25 protein-coding genes are annotated in these 21956 nt (G+C 31.5%); 19 read left to right on the forward strand and 6 right to left on the reverse strand.

Going from position 1 to position 21956, the window contains the following annotated elements; translation table 11 throughout:
- Nucleotides 1–84 precede the first annotated feature (84 nt).
- Together HALO113_RS06105 and purT are read left to right on the forward strand one after the other, a co-directional pair.
- Complete coding sequence (locus HALO113_RS06105) at nucleotides 85–426, forward strand: DUF6249 domain-containing protein (RefSeq protein ID WP_159778180.1); 342 nt, start codon at nucleotides 85–87, stop codon at nucleotides 424–426.
- 111 nt (nucleotides 427–537) lie between these two features.
- Nucleotides 538–1707: a formate-dependent phosphoribosylglycinamide formyltransferase gene (gene purT / locus HALO113_RS06110; protein WP_159778181.1), complete on the forward strand. Its 1170-nt coding sequence runs from the start codon at nucleotides 538–540 to the stop codon at nucleotides 1705–1707.
- 49 nt (nucleotides 1708–1756) lie between these two features.
- On the opposite strand, the gene HALO113_RS06115 is transcribed toward purT, so the two are convergent.
- Nucleotides 1757–4216, reverse strand: a complete 2460-nt coding sequence (locus HALO113_RS06115) for a T9SS type A sorting domain-containing protein (RefSeq protein WP_159778182.1) — start codon at nucleotides 4214–4216, stop codon at nucleotides 1757–1759.
- A 95-nt stretch (nucleotides 4217–4311) separates the two neighbouring features.
- Here HALO113_RS06115 and HALO113_RS06120 point away from each other — a divergent pair, with 95 nt between their 5' ends.
- On the forward strand, nucleotides 4312–4635 hold the full coding sequence (locus HALO113_RS06120; protein ID WP_159778183.1) for a DUF6370 family protein: 324 nt from the start codon (nucleotides 4312–4314) through the stop codon (nucleotides 4633–4635).
- Nucleotides 4635–5210 carry a Crp/Fnr family transcriptional regulator gene (locus HALO113_RS06125; RefSeq protein WP_159778184.1) on the forward strand — a complete coding sequence of 192 codons (576 nt, stop codon included), beginning with the start codon at nucleotides 4635–4637 and terminating at the stop codon, nucleotides 5208–5210. The genes HALO113_RS06120 and HALO113_RS06125 overlap by 1 nt, the downstream gene beginning before the upstream one ends.
- Nucleotides 5211–5212: 2 nt before the next feature.
- On the opposite strand, the gene HALO113_RS06130 is transcribed toward HALO113_RS06125, so the two are convergent.
- The gene (locus HALO113_RS06130; protein ID WP_201297579.1) at nucleotides 5213–6097 is read right to left on the reverse strand and encodes a phospholipase A; all 885 of its coding nucleotides are present in this window, start codon (nucleotides 6095–6097) and stop codon (nucleotides 5213–5215) included.
- A 188-nt stretch (nucleotides 6098–6285) separates the two neighbouring features.
- Here HALO113_RS06130 and HALO113_RS06135 point away from each other — a divergent pair, with 188 nt between their 5' ends.
- The 13 genes from HALO113_RS06135 (at nucleotide 6286) to HALO113_RS06195 (ending at nucleotide 14305) form a co-directional block, all read left to right on the forward strand.
- Complete coding sequence (locus tag HALO113_RS06135; RefSeq protein WP_159778185.1) at nucleotides 6286–7257, forward strand: mechanosensitive ion channel family protein; 972 nt, start codon at nucleotides 6286–6288, stop codon at nucleotides 7255–7257.
- Between the two features lie 115 nt (nucleotides 7258–7372).
- Nucleotides 7373–8089: a pirin family protein gene (locus HALO113_RS06140; protein ID WP_159778186.1), complete on the forward strand. Its 717-nt coding sequence runs from the start codon at nucleotides 7373–7375 to the stop codon at nucleotides 8087–8089.
- Nucleotides 8090–8100: 11 nt separating this feature from the next.
- Nucleotides 8101–8385, forward strand: a complete 285-nt coding sequence (locus HALO113_RS06145; protein WP_159778187.1) for a GNAT family N-acetyltransferase — start codon at nucleotides 8101–8103, stop codon at nucleotides 8383–8385.
- Nucleotides 8375–8794, forward strand: coding sequence for an OsmC family protein (locus tag HALO113_RS06150; RefSeq protein ID WP_159778188.1), 420 nt, complete (start codon nucleotides 8375–8377; stop codon nucleotides 8792–8794). The genes HALO113_RS06145 and HALO113_RS06150 overlap by 11 nt, the downstream gene beginning before the upstream one ends.
- A 30-nt stretch (nucleotides 8795–8824) precedes the next feature.
- Complete coding sequence (locus HALO113_RS06155; RefSeq protein WP_159778189.1) at nucleotides 8825–9049, forward strand: (4Fe-4S)-binding protein; 225 nt, start codon at nucleotides 8825–8827, stop codon at nucleotides 9047–9049.
- A 3-nt stretch (nucleotides 9050–9052) separates the two neighbouring features.
- Nucleotides 9053–9586, forward strand: coding sequence for an NADPH-dependent FMN reductase (locus HALO113_RS06160; RefSeq protein ID WP_159778190.1), 534 nt, complete (start codon nucleotides 9053–9055; stop codon nucleotides 9584–9586).
- A gap of 88 nt (nucleotides 9587–9674) precedes the next feature.
- Nucleotides 9675–10205 carry a YceI family protein gene (locus HALO113_RS06165; protein ID WP_159778191.1) on the forward strand — a complete coding sequence of 177 codons (531 nt, stop codon included), beginning with the start codon at nucleotides 9675–9677 and terminating at the stop codon, nucleotides 10203–10205.
- Between the two features lie 133 nt (nucleotides 10206–10338).
- Nucleotides 10339–11211, forward strand: a complete 873-nt coding sequence (fabD, locus tag HALO113_RS06170; protein WP_159778192.1) for an ACP S-malonyltransferase — start codon at nucleotides 10339–10341, stop codon at nucleotides 11209–11211.
- A gap of 74 nt (nucleotides 11212–11285) precedes the next feature.
- Complete coding sequence (locus tag HALO113_RS06175) at nucleotides 11286–12074, forward strand: HipA family kinase (protein ID WP_159778193.1); 789 nt, start codon at nucleotides 11286–11288, stop codon at nucleotides 12072–12074.
- A complete protein-coding gene (locus tag HALO113_RS06180; protein ID WP_159778194.1) occupies nucleotides 12052–12435 on the forward strand; it encodes a DUF3037 domain-containing protein in 384 nt (127 codons plus the stop codon). Before HALO113_RS06175 ends, HALO113_RS06180 begins: the two co-directional genes overlap by 23 nt.
- A 95-nt stretch (nucleotides 12436–12530) precedes the next feature.
- Nucleotides 12531–13349: a heat-shock protein Hsp90 gene (locus HALO113_RS06185; protein ID WP_159778195.1), complete on the forward strand. Its 819-nt coding sequence runs from the start codon at nucleotides 12531–12533 to the stop codon at nucleotides 13347–13349.
- Nucleotides 13350–13354: 5 nt separating this feature from the next.
- Nucleotides 13355–14029, forward strand: coding sequence for a peptidoglycan DD-metalloendopeptidase family protein (locus HALO113_RS06190; protein ID WP_159778196.1), 675 nt, complete (start codon nucleotides 13355–13357; stop codon nucleotides 14027–14029).
- A gap of 42 nt (nucleotides 14030–14071) precedes the next feature.
- The gene (locus HALO113_RS06195) at nucleotides 14072–14305 is read left to right on the forward strand and encodes a hypothetical protein (RefSeq protein WP_159778197.1); all 234 of its coding nucleotides are present in this window, start codon (nucleotides 14072–14074) and stop codon (nucleotides 14303–14305) included.
- A 117-nt stretch (nucleotides 14306–14422) separates the two neighbouring features.
- On the opposite strand, the gene HALO113_RS06200 is transcribed toward HALO113_RS06195, so the two are convergent.
- The 4 genes from HALO113_RS06200 to HALO113_RS06215 form a co-directional block, all read right to left on the reverse strand.
- Nucleotides 14423–15652: a radical SAM protein gene (locus tag HALO113_RS06200; RefSeq protein WP_255477868.1), complete on the reverse strand. Its 1230-nt coding sequence runs from the start codon at nucleotides 15650–15652 to the stop codon at nucleotides 14423–14425.
- A 61-nt stretch (nucleotides 15653–15713) separates the two neighbouring features.
- Nucleotides 15714–15932, reverse strand: coding sequence for a hypothetical protein (locus HALO113_RS06205; protein ID WP_159778199.1), 219 nt, complete (start codon nucleotides 15930–15932; stop codon nucleotides 15714–15716).
- A gap of 130 nt (nucleotides 15933–16062) precedes the next feature.
- Nucleotides 16063–17076, reverse strand: a complete 1014-nt coding sequence (gene galE / locus HALO113_RS06210) for a UDP-glucose 4-epimerase GalE (protein WP_159778200.1) — start codon at nucleotides 17074–17076, stop codon at nucleotides 16063–16065.
- A 72-nt stretch (nucleotides 17077–17148) separates the two neighbouring features.
- Complete coding sequence (locus tag HALO113_RS06215; protein ID WP_159778201.1) at nucleotides 17149–18279, reverse strand: DegT/DnrJ/EryC1/StrS aminotransferase family protein; 1131 nt, start codon at nucleotides 18277–18279, stop codon at nucleotides 17149–17151.
- A 93-nt stretch (nucleotides 18280–18372) separates the two neighbouring features.
- Between HALO113_RS06215 and HALO113_RS06220 the strand changes: the two genes are divergently transcribed.
- Together HALO113_RS06220 and HALO113_RS06225 are read left to right on the forward strand one after the other, a co-directional pair.
- Entirely contained in the window at nucleotides 18373–19629 is a 1257-nt protein-coding gene (locus tag HALO113_RS06220; RefSeq protein ID WP_159778202.1) for a 3-deoxy-D-manno-octulosonic acid transferase, read from the forward strand.
- 108 nt (nucleotides 19630–19737) lie between these two features.
- Nucleotides 19738–21897: a S46 family peptidase gene (locus HALO113_RS06225; protein WP_159778203.1), complete on the forward strand. Its 2160-nt coding sequence runs from the start codon at nucleotides 19738–19740 to the stop codon at nucleotides 21895–21897.
- Nucleotides 21898–21956: the final 59 nt, after the last annotated feature.

The raw sequence follows: 21956 nt of genomic DNA on the forward strand, positions 1-21956 counted from the left end.
AAAACAAAATTGTGTAACCTAATTTTAATTCTAATCGTCATAGCTAAAAACACATCAATTTAATCAATTAAAAAACGAAAAGTTATGGGATCAGAAATTATTATTGTACCAGTTATGTTTTTCTCCATTTTTGGAATCTTTTATTTGTTCTTAAGTACGCGAAACAAAGAGCGATTAGCACTTATTGAAAAAGGTGTTGATGCTAACATCTTTTTTTCAAAAAACAATTCAGAGATACCCATGTGGAAAATTGTAATCATCAATTTAGCTTGCTTAATGATTGGTATAGGTACTGGAATTTTATTAGCCTTAATAGCTGATAATCTCTTTGCAATTGAGAACGGACCAATTTATCCAAGTTGTATTTTTATTTGTGCTGGAATAGGATTGTTAGCTGGATTTAAGATTTCAAAAAATCTAAAATAATTTCATTTAATTTTTTCTGTAAAATTGAATCATTTTTGTAAAATTATGATTCAATTTTTTTTTACGTTTTTAAAACCCTAATTTTGTTTAGGTTTAAAAAACAACACAACAATGACTAAAAAAATTTTACTTCTTGGTTCGGGAGAACTTGGAAAAGAGTTTGTAATTGCCGCACAACGCATAGGACAACACGTGATCGCTGTAGATAATTATGAAAATGCACCCGCAATGCAAGTGGCACACCAATTTGAAGTAATAAATATGTTGGATGGAACTGAATTAGATCGAATTGTTACTAAACACCAACCAGATTTTATTGTTCCAGAAATAGAAGCCATTCGCACCGAACGCTTTTACGATTATGAAAAACAAGGTATTACAGTTGTTCCTTCAGCAAAAGCCGCTAATTTTACGATGAACCGAAAAGCCATTCGTGATTTAGCAGCTAAAGAATTAGGTCTTCGCACTGCTAATTATCGTTATGCTACAACTGCAAAAGAACTAGAAGAAGCCGTAAAAGAAGTGGGTATTCCTTGTGTAGTAAAACCTTTGATGAGTTCTTCTGGTAAAGGACAATCTACTATAAAAACTACAGAAGATATTGAAAAATCTTGGAATTATGCGGTTGAAGGTTCTCGAGGAGATGTTATAGAAGTAATTGTGGAAGCCTTTGTAACCTTTGATTCAGAAATTACACTTTTAACTGTAACTCAAAATCACGGTTTGCCTACCCTATTTTGTGCGCCCATTGGTCACAGACAAGAAAGAGGCGATTATCAAGAAAGTTGGCAACCTGCTAACATTTCTGAAGCGGCACTTACTGAAGCACAAGACATGGCAAGAAAAGTTACCGAAGCATTGGGTGGCGCGGGTCTTTTTGGAGTGGAATTTTTTCTAACCAAAGAAGGTGTGTATTTCTCTGAATTATCACCAAGACCCCATGATACAGGTATGGTAACGTTAGCCAACACGCAAAATTTCAACGAATTTGAATTACATCTGCGCGCGATTTTAGGCTTACCAATTGCTGAAATTACATTAGACAGAAAAGGTGCTAGCGCGGTTATTTTAGCTTCAGAAAATTCAAGTCAACCCACCTATAGCGGTATTGAAAAAGTAGCAGCGTTATCCAAAACCGATTTTAGAGTTTTTGGAAAACCCACCTCCAGACCCTATCGAAGAATGGGTGTCGTTTTAACGTATGACACTTTAGAAACTCCTATTGAAACGATTACAGAAAGAGCCAAAGAAACAGCTAAATTAATCACTGTAAATTCTTAATGAGATCGCATAGAAAAGCCCAAAAATTAATTTGGGCTTTTCTATTTTATTACTGTTTGATAACTTTTAAGGTTTCTTCATATCCGTTATGGGTTACTTTTAAGAAGTAAATTCCTTTTTGAAAACTTGAAATGTCTATTCTAGAAAAAGTAGCCTTTACAACTTCTTGATAGATTGTTTTTCCTAAAGCATCAACCAAAACTACTGCATCAAGAGTATCATTTTTATTAGAATGTATAAATAGCTCATTCGTGGCAGGATTTGGGTAAACCACAAAATCATTTTTCTTAAAATCAGACACTCCTAAAGTCTCAACAAATTCAGTCGTAAAAGTATTGGTTACTATTGCAGGATTAAAATCAAAATAAATCTCAGCTGTATTAGGAATTATATCGCCAATTGCATAACCAGACATGGGTTTAATTTGAAATACAATATAACCTTTACCTGTAGTTGTATTTGCAACAGATGGTGGTAAATCGATACCATCAAATTTCCAACTCAAATTATTACCCTCTTTAATTAAGACATAATCGTGACTCGCATCTATCATTTTAAGGGTTGCAACATCTAACATAGCGTCTAAAACATCATCTACTTTTACATTTATAGCATTCGCTGTTCCTGTATTTTCAAACTGAATGGTATAGGTTAAATAATCCGAAGAAGTAAAATTGGCATGGACAATTTTTCCACCATGCACTTCTGTTTTATCGTTTGGATCATAGGAACCAACCACAACTTGCGATAAAGTAGCTTCATTGTTATTAGGATTAATATCTCCTGTAGGAAGTGTTATAGTAACCGAATTGGTAATAAGATCTCCTAATGCTACAGTTGGAATCGTTGGTGTTTGCATGGTAACGTAAATGTAACGCGTTTCATTGGGCAATAAATTAGTAAAGTTATAACTAAACCCATTGGTATTGGTAACAAATCCAGGTTCAGAAACATTGGTTATTGATACGATAGCATCCTTGGTAAAAGTAATTGTTCCATTCGTTGCCATATTGCCACTATTTCTGTACATAATTCTCTCATAGTAAACAAACCCTGGCCTTGGAGGCGCACCAAACTGGTTGAGAAACACTTGTAAATCTGGGCTATAATCACCTAAAATAGGAAAATTATAAGTTGTAACACCTGAATTTACAGGAACAGTAATGTTTGTATAATTATTTTGTGTTACTGTAAATTGATCCTGATAAGTACTATTAATAGTATAATTTATATTATAAGTATTGGAAGCATTAGTCTCATACAAATAATACATCCCATTTGAGGTTTCTATACTAATTGTATTCCCATTATTTATCTGATATTCAAATGATCCTACATTAATATTTGGTTCTCCATTATCTTGAATATTATTTCCATTACTGTCTAAAAAAGCATTCAATTTTATTCCGTCCGTTATAGCCAATGTGGTTGTTTCTAAGACCGTCTTAGAAGTTGAATTTCCATCGTAAGTTCCATTGAATAAAAATTCACGCGTTACATAGCCAGTATTAATATCTTCTTGTGTTAATACATAAGTAGCTGTAAAAGTAGTAGTATCAGTAGCGCCACCAGATAATGTAGCCAAAGTAGTCCCATTAGTCGACAAACCAAAAGCATCTAATGCAATGTTAGTAAGATCTAATGCTTGTGTGTTAGTAACCGAAAAAGTATAAGTAATCACATCTCCAACATTTACAAAACCATCGTTATTATAATCTTGATAGGTACCGTTACTATTAAGGTCTATGATATCTACTATTGTTAAACAAGTAGGTGAAACTACACAGCCAAATTGATCTTGTACGTAAAAACAATAATAACCTGGGGGTAAATTTTCAAAAGTATTATTTGAGGTAATTTCTGTAGGATTTGTGCTAATTGAATATTGATAAGGAGGTGTTCCTCCTATCGTATTCAAAGTTATTGTATTTCCATTGGTTATTAGACTTACACTTAAAGGTTCAAATTGTTCCAAAAAAACATTAATTGAGCTAGTACAACCAAACTGATCAGTAACAATTATTTGATTAGCTCCAGATTGTAATCCATAAATTAAATTCCCCATAATTGCTCCATTAAAATCAGGATTGTTTACATCATATGTAAAATTACCTCCCCCTCCTGTTGCATTAATCTGTATATTCACACCTGACATACAATCAATTAGATAAAGAAAGTCTATAACTATTGCATAATTCTCAATCAAATTAAATGTCTCATAACCCACTGATGTTGTATTGGTATTTTCAACCCTAACATAGATAGTTTCTGCGCTGGAAACACTTGTATAAGAAGTAGGGTTTGCAATGGCATTTACATTATTTTGCGCATCTGCAAGGCTAACATGATAGGTAATTATTAAATCTGCTGGATTTTGGGAGCCAATTAAAATGGCTTCTTGAGAAGTTAAATCAAATACATTATTCCCTGCACAATTATTCAAATCTGAAATTTGTGCAAAAAGTGAAATTTGAAATAAAATAAAAAACAATAGTAGAATTTTTTTCATATAAATATTTTAATAAAAAAGTTCTCAAAGATATACAAATAACTTTCTCAAATTACAATGAAAAGAGTAAATTAGCCTTTCTAAACATACAAATCATGAAAAAAATCCTGCTATTCTTAGCCTTATTTTTACTAAATATTGCGGTTGCTCAAGAGAAAAAAGCAACTACAAAAAAACAAATTGTAGAAGCGTCTTGTGGGCAATGTCAGTTTGGGATGAAAGGCAACGGTTGTGATTTAGCTGTTAGAATAGACGGAAAAGCGTATTTTGTAGAAGGCACTGATATCGACAAACATGGAGACGCTCATGCCGAAGATGGCTTTTGTCAAGCAATTCGCAAAGCAGAAGTTGTAGGTACCATAAAAGACACGGTTTTTGTAGTAACTCAATTTAAATTACTCCCCAAATCAACTAAATAATGGCTTTAATTTTAGACAATATTTCCAAAATAATTTCTCTTAGTGATAAAGAAAAGGATTTTATTCTTTCTAAAATTGAAATCCGTCAATACAAATCCAAAACAATTTTACATCAAGCGGGAAATATTGCTAGACATTCCTATTTTGTAAATTCGGGGCTTTTAAGAAGCTTTACCATAAATGACCAAATAGTAGAGCATGTTTTGCATTTTGCTTGTGAGGGCTGGTGGATTGGCGATATGTATAGTTTGCTTTCACAAAAACCAGGCAATTTATTTATCGAAGTTTTAGAAGATGCAGAGGTCGTTTTATTATCTAAAGAAAATCAGGAAATTTTATATCATGAAATTCCAAAATTAGAGCGTTTTTTTCGCATTTTAATAGAAAACTCATTGGTTGCCCATCAAGAGAGACTTATGGATAATTTGAGTTTGTCAGCCGAAGAACGTTTTGAAAAATTTTGTACTAAATATCCAACTTTAATTCAAAAAATACCTCAAAAACAAATTGCCTCCTACATTGGTGTTACTCCTGAATTTTTTAGTAAAATGAAAAGTAAACTATTAAAAAAATAAACTCACCAATTTGCAAACGAAACACCAATTCCCAATGTTGTCTGATTTACATTATAATCAATTAAAGTTTCTCCATATCCTTGAAAGATTTGAGCATGACCACGTAAATGTCCCCTAATAGGAAAAACATAATTCAATTGAATATTTCCCTTCTTAAAAGAGGAAAATGAATGCGATATAATCGTATAAAATTCATGCTTACCAAAGTTTGCACCTATTTCTAATTCACCATCTCCAACATATTTAGTAATACCAGGATTTTCATCTTCTGTATCTGGCATACGATACCATGGTCTAAAATTTATGTTCCAATTATGATTTTCATATCCTATGTTAAAAATAATTCTATTCCAACTTCTTGAAGTAGGAATATCTTTTCCGTTAGATTGATGATTGAATATAAGCCCAAAATTCCTTATTCTTCCACCCCACAAATCAATATCCATTGGAAAGTTAAAAATAATTTCTGGCTCGTAGTTTAATTCTCTAAATGCTCTAGAAAGTTTTTTATTATACACTTGCCAATGTGCCTTTTGCGTGTATGCCAACCATAAATCTCCTTTTCCAAAAAGCAACCCTTCTACAACTTTAGTTTTGAAACTAATTTGAAACTTGGCTTCAATATTATCAAAAATATTTTTATCCTTAGTAGCAAACTCTCCGCTTTCATTAAACGGTTCTTCATTCTTTTTACTTGACCATCTAGCCGCAGAAAAATAAATAGGTCTATAAGACACAAAACGAAATGTCCCTTTTTTATCAATACTATCCAATTCCCATTGCTGCGATAAGTTTTTTTTAATAATAGGATTAGGTGCTAATCGTTGGGAAAAACCAAAATAAGAAAACAGAATGAACAATAAAACGAATTTTGAAAATTTCATCATTACATATTTTTAAATAATATCTTTTGTACGAAAGTACTTCATGAAATCGGTATGAAGTTTCATCAATTTCATAAAGATTTACATAATTATAAGGTATGTATTAAAGTATTAATTTTTATATAGATATTGGGATGATTTTTAACCCCAAAAATGATTTTTGGAACCTAATTATTTAATAAAATTGAGCTATGACAATAAAATCTCATTTCTTAACCAGTACTTTTTCGAAAATAGAAATTAATAAATTTTCTGAATTAATTTCTGAAAAATTAACCTATTGGCTAGAAAGTCTAATAAAACTATTACCAAATATCTTTTTAGCGGCTGTCGTTTTAGTTTTAGGTTTATTCATAGCAAAATTCATTCGTAAAATTGCCCACAAACTTTTTGCTAAAATTTCTAAAAACATCACTTTAAATAACTTATTTAGTTCTATAGCCTATTTAACTATTATAGGCATCGTAATTTTTACCGTATTGAGTATTTTAAAACTCGACAAAGCGGTGACTTCTATTTTAGCAGGTGCTGGTATTTTAGGTTTAGCATTGGCTTTTGCCTTCCAAGATATCGCAGCTAATTTTATGTCGGGTGTTTTTATTTCTTTTCGAAAACCTTTACGGGTAGGCGATATTGTTGAAGTGAAAGATTATATGGGTAAAATTAAGGAAGTGAATCTTAGAGATACGGTTATGGAAACATTTAAAGGACAGGTGGTTATTATTCCTAATAAAGAAGTATTTCAAAATCCCATTGAAAATTATTCGCACATTCAAAAAAGACGCTTTGATTTAACTGTTGGAGTGTCTTATGGTGAAGACTTAGAAAAGGTTCAAAAAATTACGTATGATGCTGTTAAAGATATACCCGACTTATCGGAAGAAGATGAAGTAAAAGTATTTTTTACCGAATTTGGTGACAGCTCCATCAATTTATCGGTTCGCATGTGGGTAAATACACCTGAACAATCGGTTTATAATAAAGTAGGTAGTGAGGCCATCATCAGAATTAAGAAAGCATATGATGAAAATGAGATTGTGATTCCGTTCCCTATTCGCACCTTAGATTTTGGAATTAAAGGTGGTTTACCACTCAATGAGGTCCCTATTCAAATTAGCAATGGAACTGAAAAAAACAATAATTCTTTTCTTAATCTAGGTTAAGGAAAAAAGAGGTATGTGGGTCGTAAATTTGTATCAAATAAGTTGAAAATCAACAATGAAGCAGTAAAGAAATTGTTCAAACTGTTTCATTTTATCCTAATAAAAAATCTTTCAAATGAAAAATTCAGTAATTCATAGAGCAAACACCAGAGGAAATGCAAATCATGGTTGGTTAAATGCATGGCATAGTTTTAGTTTCGCAAATTGGTACAATCCAGAACGCGTACATTTTGGAGCATTACGTGTATTAAATGATGATACCATAGCCGCTGGAATGGGTTTTGGAACGCACCCCCACGATAATATGGAAATTATTACTATTCCTTTAGAAGGCGATTTGGCACATAAAGATAGTATGGGAAATGCCGCTACGATTAAAACAGGTGACGTTCAAGTAATGAGTGCAGGAAGTGGCATCAGACATAGCGAATTTAATCCTAATGCGGACCAACAAACAAAATTATTCCAAATTTGGTTATTTCCTAACAAAGAAAATGTAACACCTCGTTACCAACAAATAACATTAGATCAATCGTTACAAAAAAATAACTTCGCTCAAATATTGTCTCCTAATCCAGAAGATGAAGGCGTTTGGATTCATCAAGGCGCGTGGTTTTATTTAAGTGATTTTGAGCAAGATGTTACCAAACAATTGGCTCTAAAAAAAGAAGGTAATGGTTTTTATATCATGACAATTGAAGGAGAGATTGAAGTAAATGGTGAAAAGCTAAATACTAGAGATGCTATCGGAATTTGGAATACCAATACACTTGAAATTAAAGCCGTAACTGCAGCTAAATTTTTAGTAATGGAAATTCCAATGGAACATTAATAATACAAATTATGACACCAACAGTCCAATTAGAAACCAACGACAAAAACGGTTACTTCTTCATTGAAGTAGACGGAAAATTAGCAGCAAAAATGACTTTTGTTTATGCTGGTAGTGACAAAATAATCATCGATCACACCGAAGTAAATGAAGCATATAATGGTAAAGGCTTTGGAAAACAAATGGTCGCTCAAGCGGTTGCTTTTGCTCATGAGAAAAACTTAAAAATTATTCCTTTGTGTCCTTTTGCGAAAAAATTTTTTGAAAAAACACCAGAATATCAAGATGTATTGTAATCATGGAAAATTATTAGAAAATGATGTATTAGGACATATCGGTTTACAAAAATACAAATGTACCATTTCATGGCGAAATGGTACATTTATAATGGATGAACCTGAAAGTATTGAAGGTAAAGATTTAGGTCCAGATCCTTACACCACACTTTTAGCCTCTTTAGCAGGTTGCACTTTGTCTACTTTACGAATGTATATCGATAGAAAAGGCTGGAATATTCCAGAAATAAATATTTCCTTAAATTTATATCAGGAAAACACTCCCGAATTAACAACAACAATATCACGTACCATTACTTTTTCAGAAAATATTGATGAAGATATTAAAAACCGACTATTACTAATCGCAGAAAAATGTCCAGTCTCTAAAATTTTGAAAAACAAAGTCGTAATCGAAACCACAATTTAATTGTATTTTTAACAAACTAAATCACAGTATATGAACCCTAAAGACATTACAAAAGAATACACAAATGGTGAAGTAAGCATAGTGTGGCAATCTGGAAAGTGCATTCATTCTGGAAATTGCGTACGAAATAATCCTGATGTTTTTAAACCTAAAGAAAAACCTTGGATTAAACCAAAAAATTCAACTACTGAAAAAATTATTGCAACTGTTGAGAAATGTCCTTCAGGAGCATTAACCTATTATAAAAACAAATAAATAATGACAAAAAAAATTATTGCTTTTGGTGCATCAAATAGTAAAAAATCAATTAATAAACAATTAGCTACTTATGCTGCGGGTCTTTTTACCAAGGCTACAACAGAAGTTTTAGATTTAAATGATTTTCCTGTACCAACCTATTCCATAGACATTGAAAAAGAAGAAGGTTTTCCTCAAGCGGTTCACGATTTTTTAAACAAAATTGCAGAAGCCGATTTACTCGTTATTTCTATGGCAGAACATAATGGAAATTATACAGCCGCTTTCAAAAGTCTTTTCGATTGGATGTCTCGCATTAATGTAAAACTATTTCAAGGGAAAAGTATATTCCTTTTAGCAACTTCTCCAGGAGCTCGTGGCGGTAGTTCTGTTTTAGAAATTGCTGAAGGAAGATTTCCAAGACATGAAGGCGTTATTGAAGCTACTTTTTCATTACCTAGTTTTAATGATAATTTTGATACTGATAAAGGAGTAATTACCAATACTGATTTGGATAACGAATTAAAAGAAAAAGTAAAAAAAATAAACATTTGAGTTACTTCTTAATCTAGGTTAAGTGACACTCTAACCATCTGATTGTAAATTTGTAGTGTAATTAAAAACATAATTTAAAATAAAAAATATGGCAACTACAAAATGGACAATAGATTCCACACACTCAGAAATAGGTTTTAAAGTAAAACACATGATGTTTACAAATGTTTCAGGGAAATTTGACTCTTATGAAGGCGTAATTGAAACTGAAGAAAATGATTTTTCAACGGCTAAAATTTCTTTCTCAGCAGCAATCAACTCTATTAATACTAGTAATACAGATAGAGATAACCACCTAAAAAGCGGTGATTTTTTTAATGCTGAAAACTTCCCAAATTTAACGTTTACAAGCAACTCTTTTTCTAAAATATCCGATCATAATTATGAATTAACTGGTGTTTTAACGATTAAAGGAACATCCAAAGAAGTGAAGTTACCAGTTGAATTTAGTGGATTAATGCAAGATCCTTGGGGAAATACAAAAGTAGGTTTAAACATTGAAGGTAAAATCAACCGAAAAGATTGGGGATTAAACTGGAATGCAGCATTAGAAACAGGTGGTGTATTAGTAGGCGAAGAAGTTAAACTAATCATCGAATTACAATTGGCTAAAGCCTAACTTAAACTTTCAAAAAAAATAAGCCTTACAGATTTTAGGATTTGTAAGGTTTTTTTATGCTTAAAAAAGTCTATTTTTGTTACCGATTATGAATACATAAAAAACATAACGCATTAAAAACTAAACGAAACAAATGAAAGCATACGTATTTCCAGGTCAAGGAGCCCAATTCACAGGAATGGGAAAAGACTTATATGAAAATTCGGCAGTAGCCAAAGAATTATTTGAAAAAGCGAATGAAATTTTAGGTTTTAGAATTACCGATATCATGTTTGAAGGAACAGCAGATCAACTGAAAGAAACCAAAGTAACGCAACCAGCAGTTTTCTTACATTCTGTAATTTTAGCAAAAACTTTAGAAGATTTCAAACCAGAAATGGTTGCCGGACATTCTTTAGGTGAATTTTCTGCATTAGTGGCTAATGGTGCTTTATCTTTTGAAGATGGTTTAAAATTAGTATCTCAAAGAGCACAAGCTATGCAAAAAGCCTGTGAAATAACACCTTCCACTATGGCTGCTGTTTTAAATTTAGAAGATAAAATAGTAGAAGATATTTGCGCTAGTGTTGATGGGGTGGTTGTTGCTGCAAATTACAACTGTCCTGGGCAGTTAGTCATTTCTGGAGAATACAAAGCTGTTGAAATGGCCTGTGAAAAAATGAAAGAAGCGGGTGCAAAAAGAGCATTAATTTTACCTGTTGGAGGTGCTTTCCATTCTCCTATGATGGAACCTGCAAGAGAAGAGTTAGCTGCAGCAATTGAAGCAACTACTTTTTCAAAACCTGTTTGTCCAGTATATCAAAATGTAACCGCTAATGCCGTTTCAGATCCGGAAGAAATAAAGAAAAATTTAATCATCCAATTGACTGCTCCAGTAAAATGGACACAATCTGTTAATCAAATGATTGCGGATGGTGCTACTTGTTTTACTGAAGTAGGTCCAGGAAAAGTACTGGTTGGTTTAGTCAATAAAATCAATAAAGAAGCAGTTACTTATTCGGCTTAAAATATAAAACTAAAAAACTCCGATAAAATATCGGAGTTTTTTTTTAGCTACCTTTGTTTAAAAGTTTTTTAGTAATGAATTTAAAGTTACGAACTGTAAATGTTACGCGATACATTACTCCGCTTCGAGAAGGAGGTTCTTTACCTGCTTTAGCTGAAGCTGATGATGATTTTAAATATGTATTAAAATTTAGAGGTGCAGGACATGGAGTAAAGGCATTAATCGCTGAATTTTTGGGTGGCCAAATTGCAAAAGTTCTCGGTTTACCCGTTCCGGAATTGGTTTTTGCGAATTTAGATGAAGCTTTTGGAAGAACAGAAGCCGATGAAGAAATTCAAGATTTATTAAAATTTAGTCAAGGATTAAATTTAGGGTTGCATTTTTTATCAGGTGCTTTAACCTATGACGCAGCAGCAAACGATTGTGAAGCTTTATTGGCATCAAAAATTGTTTGGTTGGATGCTTTTATTACCAATGTAGATCGTACCTTCAAAAACACAAATCTACTCCTTTGGAAAAAAGAACTTTGGCTCATTGATCATGGAGCATCTTTTTATTTTCATCATTCTTGGACCCATTGGGAAACCACTGCAAAAACCCCTTTTGCTCTCATTAAAGATCACGTTTTGTTACCCAAAGCCACAGAATTAGAGGCAGCACATATTTTTTGTGCCAATACTTTAAATTCCGATATTTTAAAAGAAATTGTAAATCAAATTCCAGAAGATTGGTTACAATGGGAAGACCAATTGATTACACCTTATGAAATAAAAGACGTTTATTTTCAGTTTTTGACGATTCGTTTACAGCATGCAGAATTATTTTTAAAACAAGCTCAAGATGCACGAAAAACACTTATATGATTATACGATAATTCGTGTTGTACCAAGAGTAGAGCGCGAAGAATTTATCAATGTAGGTTTGATGCTATTTTGTAAACGTCAAAAATACCTGCGCATTCAATATCAAATTCCAAAGGAAAAAATAATTGCTTTTTGTCCCAAATTTGACTTGGAACAATTACATATTAATTTAGAAGCTTTGGTAACTATTTGCGAAGGCAAAAAAGAAGGTGGTCCTGTAGCTCAATTTGAAAAAGAGGAACGATTCAGATGGATTAGTGCTGTTAAAAGTTCCAGCATACAAACCTCTCGACCTCATGCTGGATTTAGCGCTAATTTAGACCTCACATTTGATAAATTGTACAATGAGTTAGTTACCTAACATAAGTCTGTTAATAAAAGGTCAAAACAAAACAGTTATACTACATTTCACTTTCTGATTATTACTTTTATAAGGTATTAAAAAAACAATATAAAATGAAAAATAAAACCCTATTTTCTGGCACTATTTTAAGCTTATTCTTCTTTTCTTGTCAGGAAAACACTAAAAAAGAGGAAGTAAAAACAGCAATATCTCAAGTATCAGAAGAGGCTATTAAAGAAATTCCTGAATTCACTAAAGGAATTGAAATTACACACAAAAAGAGCGCTTTTATGAGTCACGAAGTGGTAGGTTACGATTTAATAGTTCAGTTTGGAGGTAAAGAGTATTTAGCTGCAAGATTTACGCAAACGGTATCTGGAAGCAAAATAAAGATGGAAAGAACCAATGGAGAAATTGTTATTTACGATGGCAAGGATGTGTTTACTAATAAACAAGATGCCAATCTTCCAAAAGACCGTTTCGACATTTTTACTTGGCCTTATTTTGTAACTATTCCCTATAAGTTAAATGACAACGGCACTATTTGGTCCAACTTTCAAGACAAACCGTTTTATGAAACTACTGCACATACAGGAAAATTATCTTTTGAGGCAAATATTGGTGACGCTCCAGATGATTGGTATATCGTTTATAAAGACGATGCTAATTATTTAATAGGAGCTGCTTATATTGTAAGTTTTGGCAAAGGAAAAGAAGCCGCTGAAAAAGAACCTCATGCAGTAAAGTATACTAATTTTTCAGAAGTAGACGGTATTCCTTTTGCTAAAGATTGGACGTATCATATGTGGACCAATGAAACGGGGTTTGGAGAAAAAATTGGTACGGCTACTTTATCAAATATAACTTTTTTAAAAACAAACGATAGTCTTTTTAGTAAACCAAAAAACGCAATTGTAGTACCTTTGAAATAATTAATATGACCCATTTTTTAGAGATTTTAAAAAACGTACAAGATGTCAAAGTAATTGATGCTTCCATTGACTATTCTTTATATGCACCTATTCAACTAGCTGCATCTAATAATGATTTAACTCCCTCAGTACTAAAAGATGCAGCTGCTTTTGAAGAATACATTGAAAATCATTTAGCCAAAAACAAAGCCAAAGTCGCTTATGGAGGTTATTTAGAAACACGCAATCTTTATAAAAGAAGCACCGTTTTTAATGATGCTGTTACAGAGGAACGCAATATTCATATTGGTTTGGATTTATGGATTAAAGCAGGAACAACTGTTTTAGCCGCTTTGGATGGAACGATACATAGTTTTCAAAACAATACCGCATTAGGAGATTACGGACCCACTATTATTTTGAAACATCAAATTGAAGGAATAACTTTTTATACCTTATACGGTCATCTTAGCTTAGAAAGTCTTGACGACAAAAGTATTGGTCAAACCGTAAAAAAAGGAGACTGCATTGCTACACTTGGGGCACCACCAATTAATGGAGATTATGCACCGCATTTGCATTTTCAAATCATCCGAAATATGGAAGAAAAAAAAGGAGATTATCCTGGAGTTTGCAGTAGTAAAGACCTGTCTTTTTATATGTCCAATTGCCCTGATCCAAATTTCTTGCTAAAGATTTAAATTTTAGTTACATTTGAAAGGATAATATTTAAAACAAACAAAATGAAAAAATTATTTTTAACATGCGCATGTGTAGCAATTTTACTAGTGGTTTCATGTAAAGAATCTACACAAGACAAAGTAGAAGATACAACTGAAGCTATAGGAGAGGATATTCAAACAGCCACAGAAAACACTGTAGAAGCAATAGATTCAACAGCTACAGAAGTAGGAAAAGATATTGAAGAGGGTGTTGAAAAAGTGAAAGAAGAAATTCACGAAGAAGTAGAAAAATAATTTTCAAAATGACCAAAAAAATTAAGCTTCAAAAAAATATTTTGGGGCTTAAATTTTTATATAGAACTAGTTTATCCCTACTATCATTGATTGTATTAAATAATTTTTCACTACAAACTAGATTGTTTCTTTATATTTTTTTAAATTTTCATTGTCTAACTTTTTTTTAGCATTTAAATGGTTATAAGCAATAATATCATTATAATTTAAACGCTCTATTTCTGTTTTATCAATATCTGGAAAAACATCTAATAATCTATTTTGTATATGGCAAATAAACTTCACCATATCTTCACAATATACAGAAGGATTGTCAAAACCGTTTTTCTTATCAAAGCGATGTACCAATCTTCCTCCTAAACAAATTTCAAAAATAGGACAATCTTTACATTGGGAACAAACCTGCATACTTTCATTAAAATATAAACTTCCTAATGATGACTCGAAAATAGCTTCTAAATCATTATCTTTAATATTTTTATTCGTTTTTGTAAATTCTTGTCCACATGCTTTTAAAGAATCAATAGGTTCAATTTCACCATTAGTTTCAATAATTAAAGACTTTAATTCATTAGAATTCAAATCGTCAAAATTTGCAAAACCTAATATCACATTGATATATCCTACAAAAATTGGGATATCAAATTTTTCTTTATCCTCAAACCATATATCAAACAATTCGATTAGAAAGTTCGCATAAGGTTGGTTATACTTTTTATCTTTCTTAAAAGGAAAATTATTATGTGTAAAATCTTTGATTAAAAAATTCACAGAATCGATATTCATTTTTTTTAAACTTTCATAAACAAACAAAGGATTTTCCTCAACATCCATTACGGTAATAACATCTGCTCTTTTGGTTTTTCTTTTCACCAATTGTATAGCGCTTTTTACTGCTTCATAACTGCCTTGACCTTTATGATCTACTCGATATTTATCATGAGACGCTTGTGTGCTATCTATACTAATACCGATTTCAACCTGATTTTCATAAAGTAGTTGACACCACTCTTCGTCTAACAAAACACCATTAGTTTGTATGTTAAATGAAATTTGCAAGTTTTTTACTTCATTTTCTAAATCTTTAATTTTCAAAACAATTTCTCTGAATTTATTTTTTCCCAATAATAAGGGTTCTCCACCATGAAATAAAAAATTGAACGTTTTTAGTTGGTTCTTTATAATATAATTTTTTGTTTTTTCAACAACATTCACAATAGTATCTTCACTAATAAATTTGGGCTGTTTTTTAAAAGAATCGTCTCCTAAATTATACATGAAACAATATGAACAATTTAAATTGCAACGACTGGCTATTTTTAAGACTAAGGAATGGAAGATAAACATGGCACATTTATTTTAAAAATTTAAAAAAGAGGTTGCAATATTTACAACCTCTACAGCAGCTTTATTCTTTTCTAATTGGGTCTAAAGCAATTTCTCCAATTTTAACACATCTATTTAAAGTTGTACTCCAAACATACCCATCTAAACAATCTGGATGAGCTCTAGTAGGAAGATGTACTACTACTGGAATATCACCTCCTTTAATGTTTTGTAAAAAATCAAATTGGTACTTTGTTAAGTTTTCTAAACTTTTTCCAAATGTTACTTTTTTTGTTTTCATGATAAAAAATTTTATTTGTTAATATGTATTTATATCAACTTAGAATTGAATTTGTTACCTCTTAAAACAAAAAAAAAGCATCATTTTTTAACAAAAATGATGCTTTTATAATATATTCAAAAACTAAGAACTATCTCTTAATCTTTTGCTCCCATTTCCAAGCACTTGCTAAGGCTTCTTCTAATGTTAATTTTGCTTTCCATCCTAAAACAGAATTGGCTTTATCTGTATTGGCATAAGCTGTTGTAATATCTCCTTCCCTTCTACCTACAATTTTGTAATTTAACTTTTTCCCCGATACCTTTTCAAAAGCTGTAATCACTTCTAAAACAGAACTTCCTTTTCCTGTTCCAATATTAAATATTTCCACTTTTTCAGCATTTTTGCTTTCTATCAATCGTTTTAAAGCCACTACATGTGCTTGTGCCAAATCAATCACATGAATATAATCTCTAATTGCGGTTCCATCTGAAGTAGGGTAATCATCTCCAAAAACTGATAGCTGCTCTCTAACACCTATTGCCGTTTGTGTTATAAAAGGGACTAAATTTTGGGGTACTCCTAATGGTAATTCTCCTATAAAAGCAGAAGAATGCGCACCAATAGGATTAAAATAACGTAATAAAATAGCATCTATAGCAGAAACCTTGGTTACATCCTGAATAATTTCTTCCCCAATTTGTTTGGTATTTCCATAAGGAGAAAGTGCCTTTTGAACAGGTGCATTTTCAGTTATTGGCATTTTTTCTGCTTGACCATATACCGTACAAGAAGAGCTAAAAATAAAATGCGCTTTAGGTATTTTTTGCAATTCTTGCAATAAATATATTAAAGCATTGATGTTATTTTCATAATAAAGAAGCGGATTTTCAACACTCTCTCCAACTGCTTTAGATGCCGCAAAATGAATTACTCCTGAAATATCTTGATATTTATTGAACAATCCCTGAACAGATTCTTTTTCTCTTAAATCAATTTTTTCAAAAATGGGCTTTTTTCCTGTAATTGCAACAATGCCATCTAAAACTTTTTCCGAAGAATTTGATAAATTATCAACTACAACAACATCAAAACCTTCATTTTGTAATTCAACTACTGTATGAGAACCTATAAAACCTAAACCTCCTGTAACTAATATCTTCATTTTTTTTAGTTGTTGGTTGTTGGACATTGGTTGTTAGACGAATACCATCAACTATCAACCCATATTCAACAACTATATTATAAATTCTAAAACGGCATCCGTAATAAACTTAATTTGTTCATCATCCAATTCGGTATGCATTGGCAAAGCAAAAACTTCCTCACATAATTGATTTGTGATAGGAAAATCAGATTCATTATATCTTGCATCAGCATATGCTTTTTGCTTGTGTAAAGGAATTGGATAATATATCGCACAAGGAATTTGTTTGCTTTGTAAGTGCGTTAGTAAAGCATCTCTTTTCCCATTTGTTAAACGAACGACATATTGATGAAATACATGGTCATCTCCATTCCAATCAAATTGCGGTACAATTAAACTTGGATGAACACTTAATGCTTCGTTATATTTTTTTGCGGCTAATCTTCTAGCTGCATTATAAGCGTCTAAATGTGGTAGTTTTGATTTTAAAACTCCTGCCTGAATACTGTCTAAACGAGAATTTACTCCTACTACATCATGATGGTATCTTTCATACATACCATGATTTACAATTCCTCTCAGTGTGTGTGCTAATGCGTCATCATTTGTAAAAATAGCACCACCATCTCCATAACAACCTAAATTTTTAGAAGGAAAAAAGGATGTTGCAGCTACATGTCCTATTGCTCCTACCTTCGTTTTTTCACCTTTTGAATTGGTATAATTAGCTCCTATAGCTTGTGCATTATCTTCAATTACATATAAATTATGTTCATTTGCAATTTCCATAATGGCATCCATATTTGCAGCACGCCCAAATAAATGTACAGGAACAATCGCCTTTGTTTTGGATGTGATGGCTTTTTTAATTCCTTCGATAGAAATATTCATAGTATCCATATCTACATCTACTAAAACAGGAGTTAATTGTAATAAAGCAATCACTTCTACAGTAGCGGCAAAGGTAAAATCAGCTGTAATTACTTCATCACCAGGTTTCAAATCCAATCCCATCATGGCAATTTGCAAAGCATCTGTACCATTAGCACAAGGAATCACATGCTTTACTCCTAAATATTTTTCTAAATCGGCTTGAAATTGGTGAACCAAAGGTCCATTAATATAAGTATTTGTATCTAAAACTTCTTGAATAGAAGCGTCAACTTCTGTTTTTATTTTTTCGTATTGACTTTTTAAGTCAACCATTTGTAATTTTTTCATCAGACTAAATTTGGTTGCACAAAAATAAGAAATTATATGCTACTTTTTCGGTTAACCAAAAAGAAACGTATTTTAGCAGTTAAATTTGCAAACATGTTTTTTTTATATAATCTATTAGTCCTTTTTACCGGTTTTTTATTAAGAATCTTAGCTCTTTTTAGCCCAAAAATGAAATTATTTGTTTCTGGGCGAAAAAATGTATTTTCTACTTTAAAACAAAGCATACAAAAAACCGATAGCGTAATTTGGTTTCACGCTGCTTCTTTAGGTGAATACGAGCAAGGATTACCAGTAATGGAAGCCATAAAAAAAGTCTATCCTAATCATAAATTGCTACTTACCTTTTTTTCTCCATCTGGTTACGAAGTAAGAAAAAACAACACCATTTCACATATTACTCTTTATTTACCTTTGGATACGCAAAAAAACGCTATTGATTTTATCAATTTGGTTCATCCGGAAATGGTCTTTTTTATCAAGTATGAATTTTGGCCAAATTATTTAAAACAGTTACAACAAAAGGAAATAAAAACGTATTTAATTTCAGGTATATTTAGAGAAAAACAGGCTTTTTTTAAATGGTATGGTGGTTTCTATCGCAAAGCGCTTCACAGTTTTAACCATTTTTTTGTTCAAAATGAAAAATCTAAAATATTAATACAAAATATTGGTTTTTCCAATGTAACCATTTCAGGAGACACCCGTTTTGATAGAGTTGTAGCTATTTTAAATAGAGATAATTTGTTGGATTTTATGGATTCATTTGTCTTTCTTGACTCTGCTCGAAATAATAAAGCAACAGTAATTGTTATTGGAAGTTCGTGGCCTAAGGACGAAGAATTGTTAGTTAAGTACATCAATCAAAGTCGTGAAAATGTAAAATTTATTATTGCACCACATAATATTAAACCAGAACAAATTTTAACACTTAAAAATCAAATTCAAAAAAAGACGGTTCTTTTTTCAGAAAAAGAAACGCATTCTAAGTTAACCGATTACCAAGTTTTCATCATAGACACGATTGGCATTCTAACAAAAATTTATTCCTATGCAGATATTGCTTATGTAGGTGGTGGTTTTGGAAATCCAGGTGTACATAATATTTTAGAGCCTGCTACTTTTGGTGTACCAATAGTAATTGGTCCTAATTATTCTCATTTTGCTGAAGCCACAGCTCTGGTTAATTTAGAAGGCTGCCTTACTATTTCAGATTACAATAGTTTGAAAAACACTTTCGACTTACTACTTCAAAATGAAGATGAGCGCTACGAAAAAGGACATATTTGTAGCACATTTGTTCAAATGAATACTGGAGCTACGCAAACTATTTTAAATCATATAACCCAATAATTTTTCTTTACAACCATTTAACTTTCACATCAATTACAAATCAATGATCGTAATTTTTAAGAAAAATAAAAAATATGTAAATTGCGAGCTATTAAAAATAAAACAATTATGAAATTTTTAAAATTACTGATCCTATTATTTACAATTCCTATTTTCTCTCAACAAGGAGGTATGTGGATTCCTTCTTTATTAAAAGGAATGAATGAAACTGAGATGAAAAATCTTGGTATGAAAATGAAAGCTGAAGACATTTATAGTGTTAATAAATCGAGTTTAAAAGATGCAATTGTTCATTTTAATGGCGGATGTACATCTGAAATTATATCTAACAAAGGTTTAATTTTAACTAATCATCATTGCGGTTATGATGCTATTCAAAGCCATTCTTCTGTAGAACATGATTATCTACAAGACGGTTTTTGGGCAAGAGATATTTATGCCGAATTACCTAATCCAGGTATGGTAGCTACTTTAATTGTTAGTATAAATGATGTTACCGATCAAGTTTTAGAAGGAGTTAGCAGTTTACCAACAGAAGCAGCTAAACAACAAAAAATTCAGGAGAATATTTCTAAGGTTCAAAATGATTTTAAAAGAGAATCTTGGCAGGATACAAAAATTAGAACGTTTTATGAAGGAAATCAATACATCCTCTTTGTTACTGAAACGTTTAAAGACATTCGTTTAGTAGGTGCTCCACCGAGCTCTATTGGAAAATTTGGTTCCGATACCGACAATTGGGTTTGGCCTAGACACACAGGAGATTTTTCTTTATTTAGAATTTATGCTAATAGAGATAATAAGCCTGCAGAATATTCACAAGACAATGTACCTTATACTCCTAAGCATTATTTACCCGTTTCTTTAGACGGAATTAGCGAAGAAGATTTTACTATGGTATTTGGTTTCCCTGGAAGAACACAAGAATATCTTCCTTCATTTGCAGTAGAACAAATTGTAAACACTTTAAATCCTGCAAAAATTGAAATTAGAGACGCAGCCCTAAAAGTACAAGATGACTTTATGAGAAAAGACAAAGCTATTAAAATACAATACGCATCAAAATATGCTAGTGTAGCCAATTATTGGAAAAAATGGATTGGAGAAAAACAAGGTCTTGAAAAATCAAACGCTATTCAAATTAAAAAAGATTTTGAGAAAGAATTCTCTAAAAAAGTTGAAAAATCGGGTAAAACAAAAGAATACGGTTCCTTATTAAAAGATTTTCAAGAGAGTTATGCCGAAATTACAGAATATGCATTAGCTAGAGATTATTTTAATGAAGTGGTTTTAAGAAATACAGAATTATTAAGTTTTGGTAACCAATTGTATCAATTAGAACAAATTTACAATTCGAAAGGAGAACAATCATTTAATGATAGAAAAAATAATTTAATAAAGCGATTTGAAGAATTATATAAAGACTTTAACCCAACAGTAGATGAACGTGTTTTTGAACAGTTAATGAATTTATACATTACCAAATCACCTTATTCTCCACCATCATTAAAAAAAGAAGACCTAAGCAAATTAGCTTCAGACATTTATAAAAAATCAAAATTAACCTCTTTTGAAGGTGTAAAAGAATTGCTAAAAGGGGATGCCAAATCTGCCATAAAAGATTTAAACAAAGATAGTGGCTATGAATTAGTCAAATTATTAACCGATAATTACAATGACAAAGTAACCACTATATATAATGAATTGAATTTAAAAATTAATGGTTTACAAAGAGAATATATGAAAGCGCAACTAGAACTTTTTCCAGATGCTAGATATTTTCCAGATGCCAATAGCACCTTACGTATCACTTACGGAAAAGTAAAAGGATATCATCCAAATGATGCTGTTTATTATGAACCTGTTACTCATTTAGAAGGAATCATGGAAAAATATATTCCTGGTGATTATGAATTTGATGTTCCTACCAAATTAATTCAATTGTATAAAAACAAGGATTATGGTCAATATGGTGAAGATGGTAAAATGCCAGTATGCTTTCTAGGAACAAATCACACGACTGGAGGAAACTCGGGTAGTCCGGCCATTGATGCTGAAGGAAATCTTATCGGTTTAAATTTTGATCGTGTATGGGAAGGAACCATGAGCGATATTCATTACGATCCAGAAATTTGTAGAAATATTATGGTAGATATTCGTTATGTTTTATTCATCATTGATAAGTATGCCAATGCGGATAATTTGATAAAAGAAATGGAATTAGTTCACCCAAAAAGAGGTACAAAGAAAACCAAAAAGAAAAGATAAAAAACATTCTATTTTTTTGGCACGTAATTTGCTGATAATGAATACAAGAGTGAAGAAAA

It is taken from the genome of Flavobacterium sp. 9AF (assembly GCF_902506265.1).
In the GTDB taxonomy this organism is placed as follows: domain Bacteria; phylum Bacteroidota; class Bacteroidia; order Flavobacteriales; family Flavobacteriaceae; genus Flavobacterium.